This is a genomic window from Burkholderia sp. AU15512 (genome assembly GCF_002223325.1).
Classification (GTDB): Bacteria; Pseudomonadota; Gammaproteobacteria; order Burkholderiales; family Burkholderiaceae; genus Burkholderia.
The window spans coordinates 1,156,583-1,174,665 of record NZ_NKEX01000006.1 but is presented as its reverse complement, the minus strand read 5'-3'; the positions used below and the strand labels follow the sequence as shown (position 1 = coordinate 1,174,665).

Genomic DNA, 18,083 nt, shown 5'->3' with positions numbered 1-18,083 from the left:
CATGCTCGATTCCGCTATCGACGACTAGGAGAATGACAAGATGGCGCTTCACGTGATTGCTTCCCTGTTCCTGAAACCCGAACACGCGGCGGCCGCCGAGGCCGAGCTGCGCGGCATGGTCGCGAAGACGCGCACCGAGCCGGGCAACCGGCGCTACGACCTGTTCCGCGAGCAGGACGGCTCGCCGAACCTGCACCTGTACGAAATCTACGACGACCAGGCCGCGTTCGACGCGCACCTCGCGAGCCCGTACTTCGGCGAATTCCGCGCGAAGTCGGCCGACTGGTTCACCGCGCCGCCGGTCATCAAGGTGCTGTCGGGCATCGACGTCGCCGAGTAACGCCGCCGTACGCCCGTCGCGGCTCGCGCCCACCCGGGCCGCACGGCACCCGCCGCACTGCACGCGGCGGCGATGACAACACCACGCGACGCATCGTTCGCGTCGCTTCCCCAATACACCGGCCCCGGAGGCTGAATGATCACCCTCAACATCAACGGCGAAACCCGCTCGGTCGACGCCCCCGACGACATGCCCTTGCTCTGGGTGCTGCGCGACGTCGTCGGTCTCACCGGCACGAAGTTCGGCTGCGGAATCGCGCAGTGCGGCGCGTGCACGGTGCATCTCGACGGCGTCGCCGCACGCTCGTGCGTGCTGCCGGTCGCGGCGGTCGCCGGCCGCAAGATCACGACGATCGAAGCCGTCGGCGCGACGCCGGCCGGCCACAAGGTCCAGCAGGCCTGGCGCGCGCTCGACGTCGTCCAGTGCGGCTATTGCCAGTCGGGGCAGGTGATGGCCGCCACCGCGCTGATCGCGTCGAACCCGAACCCGAGCGACGCCGACATCGACGCGGCGATGGCCGGCAACATCTGCCGCTGCGGCACGTACAACCGGATTCGCGCGGCCGTGAAGCAAGCCGCGAAGGAGGCCTGACATGTCACGAGGACTGATCGAAGCCGGTCGGGCCGGCGCGGGCGTGTCGCGCCGTTCGTTCCTCAAGTTCGGCATGTCGCTGGGCGCGGCGGCCGGCGGCGGGTTGCTGCTCGGCTTCAGCATGCCGGCCGCGGGTGACGATGCGCGTCGTTCGGTGATCGGCGGCGATGCCGCCGAGCCGGCTCAACCGGGCGTGTTCGCACCGAACGCGTTCGTGCAGATCGACCGCGCCGGCAAGGTCACGCTGGTGATGCCGAAGGTCGAGATGGGGCAAGGCGTCTATACGGCGCTGCCGATGCTGATCGCGGAAGAGCTCGAAGTGCCGCTGTCGAGCGTGACGCTCGATCATGCGCCGCCGAACGAGAAGCTGTTCCTCGATCCGCTGCTCGGCGGCCAGCTCACCGGCGGCTCGACGTCGATACGCTACGCATGGGAGCCGCTGCGCCGTGCCGGCGCCACCGCGCGCACGCTGCTGGTCGCGGCGGCCGCGAAGCAATGGAACGTCGATCCGGCAGCCTGCCGCGCCGCGAACGGCGAAGTGCAGCATCCGCCGAGCGGCCGGCGCGCGTCGTACGGCCAGCTCGCCGATGCGGCGGCGAAGCTGCCGGTGCCGAAGGACGTCGCGCTGAAGCAGCCGGCAGATTTCAAGCTGATCGGCACGCCCGCGAAGCGGCTCGATTCGCCGGAGAAGGTCGACGGCACCGCGCAGTTCGGGCTCGACGTGCGCTTGCCCGGCATGCTTTACGCGGTGATCGTGAACAGCCCGGTGTTCGGCGGCACGGTCGCGAGCGTCGACGACACGGCCGCGAAGAAGCTCCCCGGCGTGCGCCAGGTCGTGCGCGTCGACAACGCGGTGGCGGTGGTCGGCGATCACACGTGGGCCGCGAAGCGCGGCGCGTCGGCGCTGGTCGTGAAGTGGAACGAGGGCGCGGGCGCGAAAGTCTCGACGAAGGATCTGTTCGCGGATCTCGCGCAGGCGGCGGCGAACGGCAAGGGCGCGGTCGCACGCAAGGACGGCGACGTCGACAAGGCGTTCGCGAATGCGAAGACGCGCGTCGACGCCGTCTACGAGCAGCCGTTGCTCGCCCACGCGACGATGGAACCGGTGAACTGCACGGTGCACGTGCGTGGCGACGGCTGTGAGATCTGGGTCGGCACGCAGGTGCCGACGCGGGCGCGCGATACCGTACAGCAGCTCACGGGCCTCGCGCCCGACCGGATCGTCGTGCACAACCACCTGCTCGGCGGCGGCTTCGGCCGGCGGCTCGAGACGGACATGATCGGCCAGGCCGTGAAGGTCGGCAAACAGGTCAACGCACCGGTGAAGGTAGTCTGGACGCGCGAGGAAGACGTGCAGCACGACATGTACCGGCCGTGCTACTACGACAGGATCTCGGCCGGCCTCGACGCGAACGGCAAGCCGGTCGCGTGGCAGCACCGGATCGTCGGCTCGTCGATCATGGCGCGCTTCGCACCGCCGGCGTTCCAGCACGGCGTCGATCCCGATGCGGTCGAAGTCGCGGCCGAGCTGCCGTACGACCTGCCGAACCAGCTGGTCGACTACGTGCGCCAGGAGCCGCGCCACGTGCCGACCGCGTTCTGGCGCGGCGTCGGCCCGACGCGCGGCACGTTCGTGGTCGAGAGCTTCATCGACGAACTCGCCGCGCAGACCAAGACCGACCCGGTGCAATACCGCCGCGCGCTGCTCGGCAAGACGCCGCGCGCGCTCAACGTGCTCGACGTCGCGACGAAGGCGGCCGGCTGGGGCGGCCCGGCGCTGCCGACGGGGCAAGGGCGCGGCGTCTCGGTGATGCACGCGTTCGGCAGCTTCTTCTCGATCGTCGTCGATGTGGCGGTGGACAACGGCGAAGTGCAGGTGAAGCGTGTCGTGTGCGCGGTCGATTGCGGCATGGTCGTCAACCCGAACACGATCGAGGCGCAGGTGCAGGGCGGCATCATTTTCGGGATCACCGGCGCGCTGTATGGCGAGATCACGATCGAGGAGGGCCGCGTCGTGCAGAGCAACTTCACCGACTACCGGATGCTGCGGATCAACGAGACGCCGCCGATCGAGGTCCATCTGGTGAAAAGCGGCGAGGCGCCGGGCGGGATCGGCGAGCCGGGTACGGCCGCGACCGCCGCGGCGGTGGCCAACGCGATCTTCGCGGCAACCGGCAAGCGGCTGCGCAAGCTGCCGGTCGGCGACCAGCTGAAGACGGCTTGAGGGGAGGCGACGACCATGAAAAACCTCACCCTGAAGACGCTCGGCACGTCGTTGCTCACCGTGTCCGCACTGCTGGCCGGCACGGCCGCATATGCCGCGCAGGCGGCGCCGGCCGACAGCGCGCTCGTCGCGCGCGGCGCGTATCTCGCGAAAGCGGGCGACTGCGTCGCGTGCCACACCGCACCGCGCGGCACGCCGTTCGCCGGCGGCCTGAAGATGGTCACGCCGATGGGCGCGATCTACACGACCAACATCACGCCCGATCCGGAAACGGGCATCGGCGGCTATACCGAAGCCGACTTCGAAAGCGCGTTGCGCAAGGGTGTCGCGAAGGACGGTCACAACCTGTATCCGGCGATGCCGTACCCGTCGTACGCGAAGCTGAAGGACGACGACGTGAAGGCGCTGTACGCGTATTTCATGCACGGCGTCGAGCCGGTGAAGCAGGCGAACCGGCCGTCGGATATCCCGTGGCCGCTCAACATGCGCTGGCCGCTCGCGTTGTGGAACAAGGTGTTCCTCGACACGACGCCTTATGCCGACAAGCCGGCCAAGGATGCGATGTGGAACCGCGGCGCGTATCTCGTGCAGGGGCTCGGGCACTGCGGGTCGTGCCACACGCCGCGCGGCGTCGGCTTCCAGGAGAAGGCGCTCGACGAAGGCGGCGCGGCGTTCCTGTCGGGCGCGCCGATCGACAACTGGTTCGCATCGAACCTGACCGGCGAGCCCAACACGGGGCTCGGCCGCTGGAACGAGGCCGAGGTCGCGCAGTTCCTGAAGACCGGCGCGAACCGCCATGCGACCGCGTTCGGCTCGATGGTGAGCGTGATCAACCACAGCATGCAGGCGCTCTCCGACGACGATCTGGCGGCGATTTCGCGTTACCTGAAATCGCTGCCGGCGGCAGGCGGCACGGGCGCGCCGCCGTACAGCTACGATCCGAAGGCGACGCAGGCCGCGCTGGGCCGGCCGGCGGCCGATCCGGGCGCGAAGGTGTATAACGCTTACTGCCTGCATTGCCACGGCGCGGACGGGCGCGGTTACGCGCCGCTGCTCGCGCCGCTCGCCGGCAATCCGAACGTGCTCGAAGCCGATGCATCGTCGCTGATCAACGTGACGCTGAACGGCAGCGACACGCTCGTGATCGGTGGCGTGCCGTCCGCGTATCCGATGCCGGCGTTCTCGAACCAGTTGAACGACCGGCAGATCGCCGACGTGCTGACGTTCATGCGCGCCGGCTGGAACAACGGCGCGCCGGCCGTGCAGGCGGCGGACGTCGCGAAACTCCGCAAGGCGACGGCGGCCGCGCGCTGAGCGCGGCCCCATGCGGAACGAGGGCGGGCCGGCGTGCCCGCCGTCACTGCCGCCGGGTGCGTGCCTGCCCCGGCGGCGTGGCTTTTTCTGTCAACCGGCGCGCGGCCGTTCGCGGCAGCGCGCGTTTATCGACGCAATGTAGGGGTGTCTGGATGGCTAACGTGACTTATACGGATACGCAACTGCTGATCGACGGCGAGTGGGTCGACGCCGCGAGCGGCAAGACGATCGACGTCGTGAACCCGGCGACCGGCAAGCCGATCGGCAAGGTGGCCCACGCGGGCATCGCCGATCTCGACCGGGCGCTCGCCGCCGCGCAACGCGGCTTCGAAGCCTGGCGCAAGGTGCCCGCGCACGAGCGCGCGGCGACGATGCGCAAGGCGGCCGCGCTGGTGCGCGAACGCGCCGACGCGATCGCGCAGCTGATGACGCAGGAGCAGGGCAAGCCGCTCACCGAAGCGCGCGTCGAAGTGCTGTCGGCGGCGGACATCATCGAATGGTTCGCGGACGAAGGCCGCCGCGTGTACGGCCGGATCGTGCCGCCGCGCAACCTCGGCGCACAGCAGACGGTCGTGAAGGAGCCGGTCGGCCCGGTCGCCGCCTTCACGCCGTGGAACTTCCCGGTCAACCAGGTCGTGCGCAAGCTGAGCGCCGCACTGGCCACCGGCTGCTCGTTCCTCGTGAAAGCGCCGGAAGAAACCCCGGCCTCGCCGGCCGCGCTGCTGCGCGCGTTCGTCGACGCCGGCGTGCCGGCCGGCGTGATCGGCCTCGTGTACGGCGATCCGGCTGAAATCTCGTCGTACCTGATCCCGCACCCGGTGATCCGCAAGGTCACGTTCACGGGCTCGACGCCGGTCGGCAAGCAGCTCGCCGCGATGGCGGGCCTGCACATGAAGCGCGCGACGATGGAGCTGGGCGGCCATGCACCGGTGATCGTGGCCGAGGACGCCGACGTCGCGCTCGCGGTGAAGGCAGCCGGCGGCGCGAAGTTCCGCAACGCGGGGCAAGTCTGCATCTCGCCGACGCGCTTCCTCGTGCACAACAGCATCCGCGACGAATTCACGCGCGCGCTGGTCAAGCATGCGGAAGGGCTGAAGGTCGGCAACGGCCTCGAGGAAGGCACGACGCTCGGCGCGCTCGCGAACCCGCGCCGCCTGACCGCGATGGCGTCGGTCATCGACAACGCGCGCAAGGTCGGCGCGAGCATCGAAACCGGCGGCGAGCGGATCGGCTCGGAAGGCAACTTCTTCGCGCCGACCGTGATCGCGAACGTGCCGCTCGAAGCGGACGTGTTCAACAACGAGCCGTTCGGCCCGGTCGCGGCGATTCGCGGTTTCGACAAGCTCGAAGAGGCGATCGCGGAAGCGAACCGTCTGCCGTTCGGTCTCGCCGGCTACGCGTTCACGCGTTCGTTCGCGAACGTGCACCTGCTCACGCAGCGCCTCGAAGTCGGGATGCTGTGGATCAACCAGCCGGCGACGCCGTGGCCGGAAATGCCGTTCGGCGGCGTGAAGGACTCGGGCTACGGGTCGGAAGGCGGGCCGGAAGCGCTCGAGCCGTACCTCGTCACGAAGTCGGTGACGGTGATGGCCGTCTGACGGTCGTCGATATCGATCGCATGCGCGGCGCTTGCTGGCGTCGCGCACGCGATCGGCGCGGGCCGGGCGGGGCGCCCGGTTTCTCGCCGGCGTCTCACTCCCGCCGTGCATTCGAACGGCAACCCCGTCGGCATTTCAATATGCGTGTCACTGCGGGCGGATCGTTTCAATTCCGTCACCGGCAACGACGCGTGCCGCATCCGTCGGTGAATTGACGTCGGCACCTTCCGCCCGATGCCGTTCAGCTCACGTGACCCGCAACCTGGCAAGTACGGACTGCCCCTCGTACCCGGGCGTCACACTTTTTGGTATAGCTTATTCAGAAGAAACCATAACAACCGGTGCGTCAGCATCGGCCCAACCTGAGAGGACACGGATGCATCCGCGGTCGGCAGCGCCGTACTACGTTGTGCTGGCGGGGACCTTGATAGCGTGCGCGCTGATGGGCCTCTGCGTGTTGCAGTTGTTCCAGAGCCGTCACGACGCGCTCGATCGCGCACGCGAGACGTCGCGAAATCTGGCGCTCGTCGCCGAGCGCGACATCGAGCGCAATATCGAGCTGTACGGGCTGTCACTGGAGGCGGTGATCCAGGGCCTTCAGCGGCCGGACGTCATGGCGGCCACGCCGGCCCTGCGGCGCGGCGTCCTGTTCGATCACGCGATGACCGCGCAATTTCTCGGCTCGATGCTCGTGCTGGATGCGGCCGGCAACATCATCCTCGATTCGGCGAACGACGTACCGCGACAAGGCAATTTCGGCGACCGCAAATACTTTACGGTTCACCGGGACAATCCGAACGCCGGGCTTTACATCAGCGATCCCTACGCGTCCCGCCTGCGCGGCGGCTCGCTCAGCGTGGCGCTGACGCGCCGCGTGTCGAATCCGGACGGCTCGTTCGGCGGCATCGTGATGATCGCGGTCAATCTCGAGTATTTCCACACGCTGTTCGCCGGCCTTGCGCTCGGCTCGCACGGCGCGATCTCGCTGGTCGGCCGGGACGGCATCATGTTCATGCGCCAGCCGTACGACGTGCGCACCATCGGCCGCGACATCAGCAAGGCGGCGACGTTTCGCCACTTCATGACGGCGCCGGAAGGCTCGTTCATCGAGACCTCGACGATCGACCACGTGCGCCGCCTGTACTACTTCAAGACGCTGCCGCACCTGCCGCTGATCATCATGGTCGCCGAGGCGGAGCAGGACATCTACGCGGCGTGGCGGCGGCGCGCGATCACGATCGGCGCGCTGGTGGCGACCTTCGGTGCGGCGTTCATCGTGCTGTCCTTTTTGCTGGGCACCCAGCTGCGGCGCAGGATGCGGGCCGAATCCGAGCTGGTGATGCTCGCGCGCACCGACGGCCTCACCGGGCTCAACAATCGCCGCTCGTTCGGGGAAGTACTGGACCTCGAATGGCGCCGCGCGCGCCGTGCCCGTTCGGTGTTTTCGCTGCTGTTCGTCGACGTCGACCGCTTCAAGGCGTTCAACGACACGTATGGTCACCAGGCCGGCGACGACGCGCTGGCGGCGGTTGCGCGATGCATCGGCGAGAACATCCGGCGTCCCGCGGACACCGCCGCCCGCTATGGCGGCGAGGAATTCGTCGTGATCCTGCCCGATACGCCGGCCACGGGCGCGACCGAGATCGCCGAACGGATTCGCGCGGCCATCGACGGGCTCGCGATCGAACATGCGGAAAGCGAATTCGGGCGCGTCACCGCGAGCATCGGCGTGGCAAGCTGGGCCCCCGGGCAGGAAGGGGAAGTCGAGGCGGTGATCAAGGCGGCCGACGAGGCGCTGTACCACGCGAAGGAAACGGGGCGAAACAAGGTGGCCTCGCATGAAACAGGCACCTGACACCGCCGCCGGCACGCACCGCCCGCTATCGACGGCGGGCGTGCCGTTCGACGCTCAATGCCGGCCGCTGCCGCGATAGCTTTCCACTTCCGCGTCGTACGCCGCCAGAAACGCCTTGCCGAACACCGACGCGAAATCGTCCTCGATCGCGAACACCGTGTCGCGATGGGTCGCCGCGTAGCGATCCCACATCCGCGCCTTGTACAGCACCGGCACGCGCTTCTCGTACCAGCGCATCGCGTCGTCGCGCTCGCGCAGCCGTTGCGGCGAAAAGCGCGTCAGCAGATCCATCAACGCGGCGCGCATGCCGGCGACCATGCCGATCTGGTGCGCATGCAGGTCCTGGAATGCGTCGCTCACCGCGCTCTGCGGCGACATGAAACCCGGCAGCGGCAGCCCGAACATCTGCCGCAGCACGGCGCCGCCGTCCGGCAGCAGCTTCAGCGGGTTGTTCTCGCGATCGAGCAGCATCGTCATGTGCGCCTTCACCTCGCGCTTCAGGATGCTGCGCGACGACAGCAGCTCGACCGTGCCGTTCGCGAACAGCGCCAGCAACTGGCCCGCGATGTACAGCTGCTCGGCCGACCACTGATGCGACTCGGCGGCCGTATCGAGCCCCGCGCCTTCGAAGAACGCGCTCAGCAGTTCATCGGGCGTCGGCGGGCGTGCGGCGTGCGGCGCCGGTTCGTCGGCCGGCTGCGCATGCGTATCGGCCGCGCGCGCGGCAGCGGGCTGCACCCGCACGTGTTGCGTCCACTCGGGCGCATGGTCGGCCTGGGTCGCGGACGACGCTTCGCGCTCCGTGTGGCCGCGATCGGCATGCGGTGCCGTGCCCGTCGTGCCTGATGTGCCAATATCGCCCGACGGCTGCGCGAACAGGTCGAGCGGATCGATCGACAGCTGGTGCAGGTCGCGCTGTGAAGGGGCGGGCGGTACGGTTTGCGCCGCGCGGTTCGCCGGTTGCGCGACATCCGGCCGTGCAGGGCCACCTGGCCGTGTGCCGGCATCTGCCGCCTTGCCGCGTGGCGCGAGACGATCCTGGAGAAGCCCCCACAGCCGGTTGCCGGCGCCTTTCGTATCGATCCGCGAAGACGAAGCAGGCGAGGGCGCCGCCGACGTTCGCGCCTGCGGCTGCGGATCGACGTGCACGCCGGTATCGGTCGCCATGTCGATGACCGGCGCATCGTCACCCTGGCCGCCGTCGTCACGTTCGGCGCGCAGCACGTACGGCCCGATGCGGATGATGTCGCCGGTATTGAGCGGGCGCTCCTGCGCATAGCCGACCGGCTCGCGGTTCACCTCGATCGTCGAGACGCTGCTCAGGTTCTTCAGCAGGCACGCGTCGTCGCCGACCTGCAGCAGCGCCTGCAGCCGCGATATCTGCCGCGTGTCGTCGCGCAACACGAGATGGTTGTCGCTGGCCCGGCCGATGGTGCCGCCGGGCGGATGAAACACGACGGCGTCGTAGGAGTCGTTTTCGACCGGCTCGCCGGCATGTTCGATCACGATCAGTTGCATGTCATACGTCGCTCGGTGAAGCGCTCGCGTGGAAACCGGTTCGTTCAGGATGACGACGCATGCCTGCGGCGCGCGAATTCGAACGCGGGCCCCCAGATCGGATGCCCCTTCTCGGCAGGGGACAAGTCGAAGCGCGGGTTGAGGTCGAGAAGTTTCGAGAACTCGGCGCGGCACGGCGTGATGCGGTTCGTCACGCAATAGCTGAACGCGAGGAGCTTGTGCGCGGCCACCTGCGTGTCGGTGTCGGCGCCGTCGATCTCCTTCGCATGGCTCAGCAATGCGATCGTGCGCCCGTAGTCGCCGCTGTCGTACGCGGCGCGCGCGCTGTCGACCGTCGCGCGTGCAGCCGACTGTGTCGGGGACGTACTGCACCCGCCGGCCCCCAGCAACCATGCGCCGAGGAAAAGAACGAGCGATGAACGACCTTTCATTATTGAAATTAAAGATTGGCGTAATTGGAAGGTGGCACACAAGCGCTGTTGGATTCTAGTGCCAATCATCGACACCCAACCAGCTGTTACGTTTTGTTTCATTTCGCCAATCCGTTTCCCCGTGAATACAGAATCGACTACGAATTTCAGTGCTTGTGAAACCGGAAAAACGGCCTATAGTTCGCTGTGTTTTTCGGATTCGTCAGTTGTTTGGTCAGCGCACGTCAATGCACTGAAAACGGGGCATCCGTTCGTGCGAAACGAATAGCCTGGCACACCACCAGCGTCGCGAGCGTCCCTTGCCCGGCGGCCGGCCGGCGTACGTCCCGCGCCCATCCGACAGGTGTCCACGCCATAGAACCGGGCCGCCCAGGCGCACCGGTCGGATTAACTTTTGCCATTAATTTACCAATCTCAATTCAATTGGCCATCATCTCGCCAAAGCGACTTTCAAAAACCCCGATTGATATGACCCGGCTTTTTACAAGAACAATTTGCCGACACGGATTGCAATGGATGGATATGCAGGTTACACAATTACCGATCAATTAATTGTCCCTTTTTCAATCAGATCATCCGGTTTCGAAGTCGAAAACCGGCGCGCGGCTATTGGGTGGCGAGGGTGGCATATGCAATGGCGGTCGAGCAGTTTCATCGTATGGGGATGCGTGATGCTGTTGCCGGGGTGCGGTGCGACGGAGCACGCCGCGGCGGTGCCGTATGCGATCACGGTTGACGTTGCGCCGGACGTCAACCCTGACATGAACCGCAAGCCTTCGCCGATCGTGCTGAAGGTGTTCCAGCTCCGCGCGGCGTCCTCGTTCGACAGCGCCGATTTCTTCTCGCTGCAGGACAAGCCGGAAAACGTGCTCGGCGCGGACCTGCTCGGCACCGACCGCGTGATCCTGCGGCCGGGTGAGTCGCGCACGTTGCGCTATCGCGGCAACGTCGAGGCCGGCGCGATCGGCGTGGTCGCCGAATACCGGATGCTCGACAAGAACCGCTGGCGGCTGACGGTGCCGCTGCCGCGCGCGAAGCAGCTCAATCTCTACAAGTTCTGGCAGACGTCGCCGGGCGAGCTGAAGCTGTCGATCGCCGTCCGCAATGGCGGCGTCGCGCTGAACGATGCGAAGGGGCGCCCATGACCGAACCGACGATGTCCGCGACGCCGATCGCGGCGCTCCGCCAGCGGGTGGTGTGGACCGAGGGGATGTTCCTGCGGCCGCAGCATTTCCAGCAGCTCGAACGGCACTGGGAGCGCTACGTCGCGCTGCGCTGCCTGCCGCTGCAAGGCTTCTACTGGGGCTTCGACACGCTGGAACTCGATCGCGAGCAACTGGCGCTCGGCAAGGTCGCGCTGCGCACCGCGTCGGGCGTGATGCGCGACGGCACGCCGTTCGACCTGTCCCATCCGGACGATCTCCCCGAGCCGCTCGACGTGCCGGCCAATGCGAAGGACCAGCTCGTCGTGCTCGCGCTGCCGCTGTGGCGCGGCGGCGGCGAGGAGGTGTCGTTCGGTGCGGGCGCGGGCGGCAACCATGCCGCCAACGGCGTGAATGGCGCGAACGGCAGCGCCGACGTCGCGCGCTACGTCGTCCGCGAATACGAAGTGGCCGACGCAAACGCGGTCGCGCTCGGCCCCGCGCTGCTGCAGACGGGCCGCCTGAACGTGCGGCTGATGCTCGAAGCCGAGCTGACCGGCGACTGGCACGCGCTCGGCGTCGCACGGATCGTCGAGCGGCGCACCGACGCGCGGCTGCTCGTCGACGACGGCTACATTCCGCCGCGCCTCGTCGCGCAGCACGACGCCGTGCTGCTGGCGTATGCGCGCGAGCTGCACGGGCTGCTCACGCAACGCAGCGAAGCGCTCGCTGCACGGCTGTCGGAGCCCGGGCGCGGCGGCGTGTCGGAAGTCGCGGATTTCCTGCTGCTGCAGCTCGTGAACCGCTATCTCGCGCTGACCTGGCACGCGCAGCAGCACGTGTCGACGCACCCGGAGGCGCTGTTCTGCGACTGGCTGAAGCTCGCCTGCGACCTGAGTACGTTCACGGCGGCCGGCCGGCGCCCGCAGTCGCTTGCGGTCTACGTGCACGACGACCTGCGCACGAGCTTCGCGGAGCTGATGACCGAGCTGCGCCGGTCGCTGTCGACGGTGCTCGAGCAGAACGCGATCCAGATCGAGCTGCGCGATGCGGGCAACGGCATCCGCGTCGCGACGCTGGCCGACCCGGCGCTGCGCGACACCGCCGGCTTCGTGCTCGCGGTGCGCGCGGACGTGCCGGCCGACAGCCTGCGCGCACGGTTTCCCGCGCAGGCGAAGCTCGGGCCGGTCGAACGGATCCGCGATCTCGTGCAGCTGCAGCTGCCGGGCATCACGATGCGCCAGCTGCCGGTCGCGCCGCGGCAGATTCCGTATCACGCGGGCCATACGTACTTCGAGATCGACAAGGGCAGCGACCTGTGGAAGCAGCTGGCGCGCTCCGGCGGTCTCGCTTTCCATTTCGCCGGCGAATTCCCTGGGCTCTCGATGGAGTTCTGGGCGATACGCGGGTAAGGGCGGGGCGACGCGATGAATTCCTCCTCCGATTCGATCTCCCCCGGCGCCGGCGGATTCGTGCCGCCGAATCCGGGCGGCATGCATCCGGCCGCGGCGGGCGCGGCCGGCCCGACCGCGACGCAGCCGCGCCCCGGGCGCTGGGCCGCGAGCGGCACGAATCCGCTCGTCGCCGCGGCGAATCCGTTGCTCAACCTGGTGCCGCAGATCCGCTCGACCGTCCATCACCCGAATCCCGCGTGGCTGCGCGAGCACCTGGTCGTCGAGATCCGGCAGTTCGAGGCGCGGGCGCAGGAGGCCGGCGTGCCGTCGGAAGCGATCATCGGCGCGCGCTACTGCCTGTGCACGGCGCTCGACGAGGCGGCCGCGCTGACGCCGTGGGGCGGCAGCGTGTGGTCGTCGCACAGCCTGCTCGTGTCGTTCCACAACGAGACGTGGGGCGGCGAGAAATTCTTCCACCTGCTCGAACGCCTGTCGCAGCAGCCGCGCCAGCATCTCGACCTGCTCGAGCTGCTGTATTTCTGTCTCGCGCTCGGCTTCGAGGGCCGCTATCGCGTGCTCGACAACGGCCATGCGCAGCTCGACGCGCTGCGCCACCAGCTCGCGCTGACGATCCGCTCGGTGCGCGGCGAATTCGAACCGGCGTTGTCGCCGCACTGGCGCGACGTCGTCACGCGCGACGTCGCGCGCCGCTTCGGCGTGCCGCTGTGGGTGTGCGTGGCGCTCGCGCTGCTGATCGGCTTCGGCGTGTTCGTCGGGCTGCGCATCGCGCTCGCCGGGCATTCGGATCGGCTGTTCGCGTCGATCGACGCGCTGCACGTGCCGAAACTGCAGCCCGCGCAGGCGCCGCCGCGCCCGGCGCAGGCGCCGCGCATCGCGAAGTTCCTGGAACCGGAGATCGCGGCCGGCCTCGTGGCGGTGCGCGACCAGGCCGACCGCAGCGTGATCGTGCTGCGCGGCGACGGGGTATTCAAGTCCGGCTCGACGTCGGTGATCGACCGCTACGTGCCGGTGCTCGCGCGCGTGGCCGACGCGCTGAACAAGGTGCCCGGCAACGTGCGCGTGACCGGCTATACCGACGACACGCCCGTGCATACGGCGCGCTTCGCATCGAACTGGGACCTGTCGCGCGAACGCGCGGAAGCCGTGCGCGGGATGATCGCCGCGCGGCTCGACCATCCGGAGCGGCTCGCGGCGGAAGGGCGCGGCACGCTCGATCCGGTCGCGCCGAACGATTCGCCGGCGAACCGCGCACTGAACCGGCGCGTCGAGATCACGCTGCTGCCGGCGCCCGGCAGCGCCGCCGTCGGCGCGAGCGCCACGCAGGGAGCCAATTGACCATGAACCAGGCTGTCGCGCGTTTCGTCCGGCCGTTGCCGTCGCGGGAGATCTGGACCTTCGCGGGTCTCGTCGTGCTCGCGTGCTTCGTGTGGCTCGCGGGGCCGCTGTTCGCGTTCGCCGAGGTCCGGCCGCTCGAAAGCGGCTGGGCGCGCGGGCTCACGATCGCGGTGCTGTTCATCGCGTGGGGCGCACGCGTCGCGTGGCGCAGCTGGCGCGCCGGCCGGCTCAACGCGCAGTTGCTGAACCAGCTGCGCGAGGCCGCGCCCGGGCCGGCCACCGCCGACGATCCGGCGAAAGCGCAGCTCGACGAGTTGCGCAGCCGCTTCGACGAAGCCGCTTCGCTGCTGAAGAAGGTGCGCTTCGGGCAGGCCGACACCGTGCGCAAGGGCTTGCCGCGCTGGTTCGACCGGATGTCGCGCCAGTATCTGTATCAGTTGCCGTGGTACGTGTTCATCGGCGCGCCGGGCTCGGGCAAGACCACCGCGCTCGTGAATTCCGGGCTGAGTTTTCCGCTTGCCGAGCAGTTCGGCCGCGCGGCGATCCGCGGCGTGGGCGGCACGCGGCATTGCGACTGGTGGTTCACGAACGACGCGGTGCTGATCGACACGGCCGGCCGCTACACGACGCACGAGGGCAACCGCGCGCTCGACGAGGCCGAATGGAAAGGCTTCGTCGACCTGCTGAAGAAGTACCGCACGCGCCAGCCGCTGAACGGCGCGATGCTGACGATCAGCGTCGCCGACCTGCTCGGTGCGTCGGAAGCCGAACGCACGCAGCACGCGATGGTGCTGCGCAAGCGGCTGCTCGAGTTGCGCGCGCAGCTCGGCATCCGCTTTCCCGTGTACCTGCTCGTGACGAAGGCCGACCTGCTCGCGGGCTTCGCCGAGTATTTCAGCCACTACGGCCGCGCGGAATGCGCGCAGGTGTGGGGCTTCACGTTCCCGCTCGCGCAGAGCGAGGCGCCGGGCTTCGACCTGCGGGCGGCATTCGACCGCGAATACCGGCTGCTGCACCAGCGGCTGAACGACGGGCTGCCCGAACTGCTCGCCGCGCAGACCGACGCGCGCCAGCGCGAGATGACCTACCTGCTGCCGCAGCAGATCGCCGACCTGCAGGACATGCTCGGCCAGTTCGTCGCCGAGGTGTTTTCCGTGTCGAGCTACGAGCCGATGCCGATGCTGCGCGGCGTCTACCTGACGAGCGGCACGCAGGAGGGCACCGCATTCGATCGCGTGATGAGCGGCATCAAGCGCTTCCTGAAGATCGAGGGCGTGCCGCCGGTCGCGCAGGTCGGCTCGACCGGGCGCAGCTTCTTCCTGAAGTCGTTGCTGCAGGAACACATCTTCCGCGAGGCCGCGCTCGCCGGCAGCGACCTGCGCTGGCACCAGAAGCGGCGCGTTTTGCAGATCGCCGGCTACGTGCTGCTCGCGCTGGTGTGCGTGGCCGTGCTGTTTGCGTGGCTGCGCAGCTATTCGAACAACCGCACGTATCTCGACCAGATCGCCGGGCGCGTGCCGGCCGTCGATGCGCAGATCGCCGGCGCGACATTCTCCGATGCGGCCGACGTCGCGCGCCTGCTGCCCGTGCTCGACGCGCTCGGCAACCTCGCGAATGCGGGCGGCGTCGACCTGCAGCATCCGCCGCTCGCGTATCGGTGGGGGCTGTTCCAGGGCGAGAAGATCGACGAAGCCGTCGACGCCGTGTACCGGCGCGCGCTCGAAGACGTGCTGCTGCCGATCGCCGCGAGCCGGATGGAGGCCGCGCTGCGCGATGCACGGCCCGACGAGACCGAATACGCGTATGCGGCGCTGAAGGCCTACCTGATGCTGTACGACAGCGCGCACTACGATCCCGCGTTCGTGCAGGCGGTCGTCGACCTCGAGATGGAACGCGCGCTGCCGCCCGATTTCTCGCCGGCCGAACGCTCCGCGCTGCGTGCGCATCTTGCCGCGCTGTTCGGCAACCGGGTCGCGGTGTCGCCGTATCCGATGAACGAGCGCCTCGTGGCCGACGTGCGCGACCGGCTGCGCCAGGTGCCGTTCTCGCAGCGGCTGTACCGGCAGATGACGATGACGCTGCGGCCGGCCACCTCCGCGTTCGACTTCAGCGTGGCGCGGGCGGTCGGCCCCGACGCGTCGCTGGTGTTCCGCCGGCAGAGCGGCAAGCCGCTGTCGGAAGGCGTGCCGGGGCTCTACACGCGCAACGGCTATCGCAACGTGTTCGCGCCGCGCCTGGCCGGCGAGGTCGAAGCGTACGGGCGCGAGGAGGTGTGGGTGCTGAACCTCGGGCTGTCCGAGATTCCCGGCCCGAACGACGCGGCCGCGTGGGCGCGCGATATCCGCCAGCTCTATCTGAACGACTACCTGAAGATCTGGGACGACTATCTCGCCGACATCAAGCTGCAGCGCACCGCGACGCTCGCGCAGAGCATCCAGGTGGCGCGTGCGCTGTCGTCCGCCGATTCGCCGCTCACGCGGCTGATGGTGGCGCTCGCACGCGACACCGCGCTCGGCGACGCACCGGGCGGGGCGCGCAATCTCGCGGCGCGTGCGCAGGACAAGGTCGACGAGGCGCGCAGCTCGCTGTCGCAGATCTTCGCGGGCCAGGGCAGCAATTCGAGTGCGTCCGCGGCGGCGCCCGCGAGCGCCGAGCAGGTCGTCGACAGCCACTTCGCCGGGCTGCGTGCGTTCGCGCCGGGCAGCGGCGACCAGGCGTCGGCATTCAACGACGTGCTGAAGTCGATCGACGCGCTGTACACGTACCTGACAGCCACCGACGACGCGCTGAGGAGCGGCGCGCAGCCGCCGCCGTCCGACGCGCCCGCGAAGCTGCGCGCCCAGGCCGGCCGCCTGCCGACGCCGTTCCGCGAAGTGCTCGACGACCTGTCGAACGTCGCGAACGGCAGCGTGGCGACCGTCGAGCAGCGCAGCGTCGCGACGCGCGCCGGTGCGAACGTCGGCGACTTCTGCCGGCAGGCGATCGCGGGCCGCTATCCGTTCGCGCGCGGCGCGGCGCGCGACGTCGCGCCGGCGGATTTCGCGCAGATGTTCGCGCCCGGTGGGCTGATGGACGACTTCTTCCAGAAGAACCTGCAGTCGATCGTCGATACGACGTCGCACCCGTGGCGCTTCGCGAACCGCAATGCGGACGCCGATCCGTCGGCCGCCGCGATGCTGGCGTCGTTCGAGAAGGCGGCGGTGATCCGCGACGTCTACTTCGGCGGCGGCGCGCGCACCGCACAGCTGAAGGTGCAGATCCAGCCGCTCGAAATGGACCCGTCGATCACGGAGATGGTGCTCGACGTCGACGGACAGATCGTCCGCTACGCGCACGGCCCGCTCGTGCAGAGCGCGGTGAACTGGCCGGGCCCGCGCGGCAGCAACCAGGTGCGGCTGCAGGTGTCCGGGCAGGCGGGCGCGACCGACGGCTTCTCGACCGACGGGCCGTGGGCGCTGCACCGGCTGTTCGACCGCGCGGGGGTGTCGGCCGGACGCGGCTCGGACCAGATGATTGCGCGCTTCACGGTCGACGGCAAACCGATCGTGCTGCAAGTGAATGCGGGCAGTGTCCGCAACCCGTTCAGGCTGCCCCAGATGGAGTCCTTTACATGCCCGCCGAAGCCATGAGCCCGACACCGCCGTTCACGCGTACCGACGGCGATGCGCCGGCCTGGTACGGGAAGATTCCCGGCGCCGGCGACTTCGTCAACAGCCGGCTGCCGCATGCGCTCGCGCTGTGGTGGGAGCGCTGGCTCCAGCAGGGCATGGCCGCGATGCGCCAGCGCGGCGCGGACGAGATCGAGCGCCACTACACGGTCGCGCCGGTCTGGAATTTCCTGATTCCGGCGGGGGCGGGGGCGTCGTGCATTCAGCCGGGCTGCCTCGCGCCGAGCTGCGACCGCGTCGGGCGCTACTACCCGGTGATCGTCACGCTGCCGATGCGCGCCGCCGATTACTGGAACGGGCTGCCGGATGCCGCCGACACGTTCTACTGGCAGGTCGGCCAGGCGCTGCTCGACACGATCCGCCATGCCCGCGCGCCCGGCGATCTCGAGCAGATGCTGGCGCGCGTGCGGCTCACGCCGGGCGACGACACCTACGCCGACATCGTCGACGGTATGCCGGCGCCGCCGCCGGAACGGCCGGCCCCGGCCGCGTGGCCCGGGCTGTCCGGTTACTTCGATCCGCACGGCGGCACCAGTTTCTGGTGGACCAACCGCGCGGACGGATCGCCGCTGCGCACGCACGCGCATACGGGCACGCCCGACAACGCGCTGTTCCTGACGCTGTTCGGCGGCAGCTAGCGACCCGGCTGACG

Annotated in this window: 13 protein-coding genes; 11 read left to right on the top strand and 2 right to left on the bottom strand. The window is 68.9% G+C overall.

Going from position 1 to position 18,083, the window contains the following annotated elements:
• Positions 1 to 40 precede the first annotated feature (40 nt).
• The 6 genes from CFB43_RS24595 to CFB43_RS24570 all read left to right on the top strand — a co-directional run bounded on the left by CFB43_RS24595 (position 41) and on the right by CFB43_RS24570 (position 7,922).
• Positions 41 to 340, top strand: coding sequence for a putative quinol monooxygenase (locus CFB43_RS24595; RefSeq protein WP_089496946.1), 300 nt, complete (start codon positions 41 to 43; stop codon positions 338 to 340).
• Between the two features lie 135 nt (positions 341 to 475).
• Positions 476 to 931, top strand: coding sequence for a (2Fe-2S)-binding protein (locus tag CFB43_RS24590; protein ID WP_089432687.1), 456 nt, complete (start codon positions 476 to 478; stop codon positions 929 to 931).
• A 1-nt stretch (position 932) separates the two neighbouring features.
• On the top strand, positions 933 to 3,155 hold the full coding sequence (locus tag CFB43_RS24585; RefSeq protein WP_089496945.1) for a xanthine dehydrogenase family protein molybdopterin-binding subunit: 2,223 nt from the start codon (positions 933 to 935) through the stop codon (positions 3,153 to 3,155).
• Between the two features lie 15 nt (positions 3,156 to 3,170).
• The gene (locus CFB43_RS24580) at positions 3,171 to 4,469 is read left to right on the top strand and encodes a c-type cytochrome (RefSeq protein ID WP_089496944.1); all 1,299 of its coding nucleotides are present in this window, start codon (positions 3,171 to 3,173) and stop codon (positions 4,467 to 4,469) included.
• A 152-nt stretch (positions 4,470 to 4,621) separates the two neighbouring features.
• Complete coding sequence (locus CFB43_RS24575; protein WP_089462634.1) at positions 4,622 to 6,067, top strand: NAD-dependent succinate-semialdehyde dehydrogenase; 1,446 nt, start codon at positions 4,622 to 4,624, stop codon at positions 6,065 to 6,067.
• 376 nt (positions 6,068 to 6,443) lie between these two features.
• Entirely contained in the window at positions 6,444 to 7,922 is a 1,479-nt protein-coding gene (locus CFB43_RS24570; RefSeq protein ID WP_089496943.1) for a sensor domain-containing diguanylate cyclase, read from the top strand.
• Positions 7,923 to 7,976: 54 nt separating this feature from the next.
• On the opposite strand, the gene tagH is transcribed toward CFB43_RS24570, so the two are convergent.
• Positions 7,977 to 9,440: a type VI secretion system-associated FHA domain protein TagH gene (tagH, locus tag CFB43_RS24565; RefSeq protein ID WP_089496942.1), complete on the bottom strand. Its 1,464-nt coding sequence runs from the start codon at positions 9,438 to 9,440 to the stop codon at positions 7,977 to 7,979.
• A gap of 44 nt (positions 9,441 to 9,484) precedes the next feature.
• Entirely contained in the window at positions 9,485 to 9,871 is a 387-nt protein-coding gene (locus CFB43_RS24560) for a TssQ family T6SS-associated lipoprotein (RefSeq protein WP_089427481.1), read from the bottom strand.
• Between the two features lie 629 nt (positions 9,872 to 10,500).
• On the opposite strand from CFB43_RS24560, the gene tssJ reads away from it, so the two are divergent.
• The 5 genes from tssJ to tagF are packed head-to-tail and all read left to right on the top strand — an operon-like array spanning position 10,501 to position 18,069.
• Positions 10,501 to 11,016 (top strand): type VI secretion system lipoprotein TssJ, encoded by a 516-nt coding sequence (tssJ, locus tag CFB43_RS24555; RefSeq protein WP_089427480.1) that lies wholly within the window; start codon positions 10,501 to 10,503, stop codon positions 11,014 to 11,016.
• Complete coding sequence (gene tssK, locus CFB43_RS24550; protein ID WP_089496941.1) at positions 11,013 to 12,425, top strand: type VI secretion system baseplate subunit TssK; 1,413 nt, start codon at positions 11,013 to 11,015, stop codon at positions 12,423 to 12,425. Before tssJ ends, tssK begins: the two co-directional genes overlap by 4 nt.
• Before the next feature lie 15 nt (positions 12,426 to 12,440).
• Positions 12,441 to 13,763, top strand: a complete 1,323-nt coding sequence (locus CFB43_RS24545; protein ID WP_089496940.1) for a DotU family type VI secretion system protein — start codon at positions 12,441 to 12,443, stop codon at positions 13,761 to 13,763.
• Between the two features lie 2 nt (positions 13,764 to 13,765).
• Complete coding sequence (gene tssM / locus CFB43_RS24540) at positions 13,766 to 17,392, top strand: type VI secretion system membrane subunit TssM (RefSeq protein ID WP_089496939.1); 3,627 nt, start codon at positions 13,766 to 13,768, stop codon at positions 17,390 to 17,392.
• Positions 17,374 to 18,069, top strand: coding sequence for a type VI secretion system-associated protein TagF (gene tagF / locus CFB43_RS24535; RefSeq protein ID WP_175238661.1), 696 nt, complete (start codon positions 17,374 to 17,376; stop codon positions 18,067 to 18,069). The genes tssM and tagF overlap by 19 nt, the downstream gene beginning before the upstream one ends.
• Positions 18,070 to 18,083 lie beyond the last annotated feature (14 nt).

What these genes read in the sequence shown, in the direction of transcription:
- tagF (WP_175238661.1), top strand. Translation starts at nt 17,374, where the DNA reads ATGCCCGCCGAAGCCATGAGCCCGACACCGCCGTTCACGCGTACCGAC.
- CFB43_RS24575 (WP_089462634.1), top strand. Translation starts at nt 4,622, where the DNA reads ATGGCTAACGTGACTTATACGGATACGCAACTGCTGATCGACGGCGAG.
- tagH (WP_089496942.1), bottom strand. Translation starts at nt 9,440, where the DNA reads ATGCAACTGATCGTGATCGAACATGCCGGCGAGCCGGTCGAAAACGAC.
- CFB43_RS24580 (WP_089496944.1), top strand. Translation starts at nt 3,171, where the DNA reads ATGAAAAACCTCACCCTGAAGACGCTCGGCACGTCGTTGCTCACCGTG.
- CFB43_RS24595 (WP_089496946.1), top strand. Translation starts at nt 41, where the DNA reads ATGGCGCTTCACGTGATTGCTTCCCTGTTCCTGAAACCCGAACACGCG.
- CFB43_RS24590 (WP_089432687.1), top strand. Translation starts at nt 476, where the DNA reads ATGATCACCCTCAACATCAACGGCGAAACCCGCTCGGTCGACGCCCCC.
- CFB43_RS24560 (WP_089427481.1), bottom strand. Translation starts at nt 9,871, where the DNA reads ATGAAAGGTCGTTCATCGCTCGTTCTTTTCCTCGGCGCATGGTTGCTG.
- CFB43_RS24570 (WP_089496943.1), top strand. Translation starts at nt 6,444, where the DNA reads ATGCATCCGCGGTCGGCAGCGCCGTACTACGTTGTGCTGGCGGGGACC.
- tssJ (WP_089427480.1), top strand. Translation starts at nt 10,501, where the DNA reads ATGCAATGGCGGTCGAGCAGTTTCATCGTATGGGGATGCGTGATGCTG.
- tssM (WP_089496939.1), top strand. Translation starts at nt 13,766, where the DNA reads ATGAACCAGGCTGTCGCGCGTTTCGTCCGGCCGTTGCCGTCGCGGGAG.
- CFB43_RS24545 (WP_089496940.1), top strand. Translation starts at nt 12,441, where the DNA reads ATGAATTCCTCCTCCGATTCGATCTCCCCCGGCGCCGGCGGATTCGTG.
- CFB43_RS24585 (WP_089496945.1), top strand. Translation starts at nt 933, where the DNA reads ATGTCACGAGGACTGATCGAAGCCGGTCGGGCCGGCGCGGGCGTGTCG.
- tssK (WP_089496941.1), top strand. Translation starts at nt 11,013, where the DNA reads ATGACCGAACCGACGATGTCCGCGACGCCGATCGCGGCGCTCCGCCAG.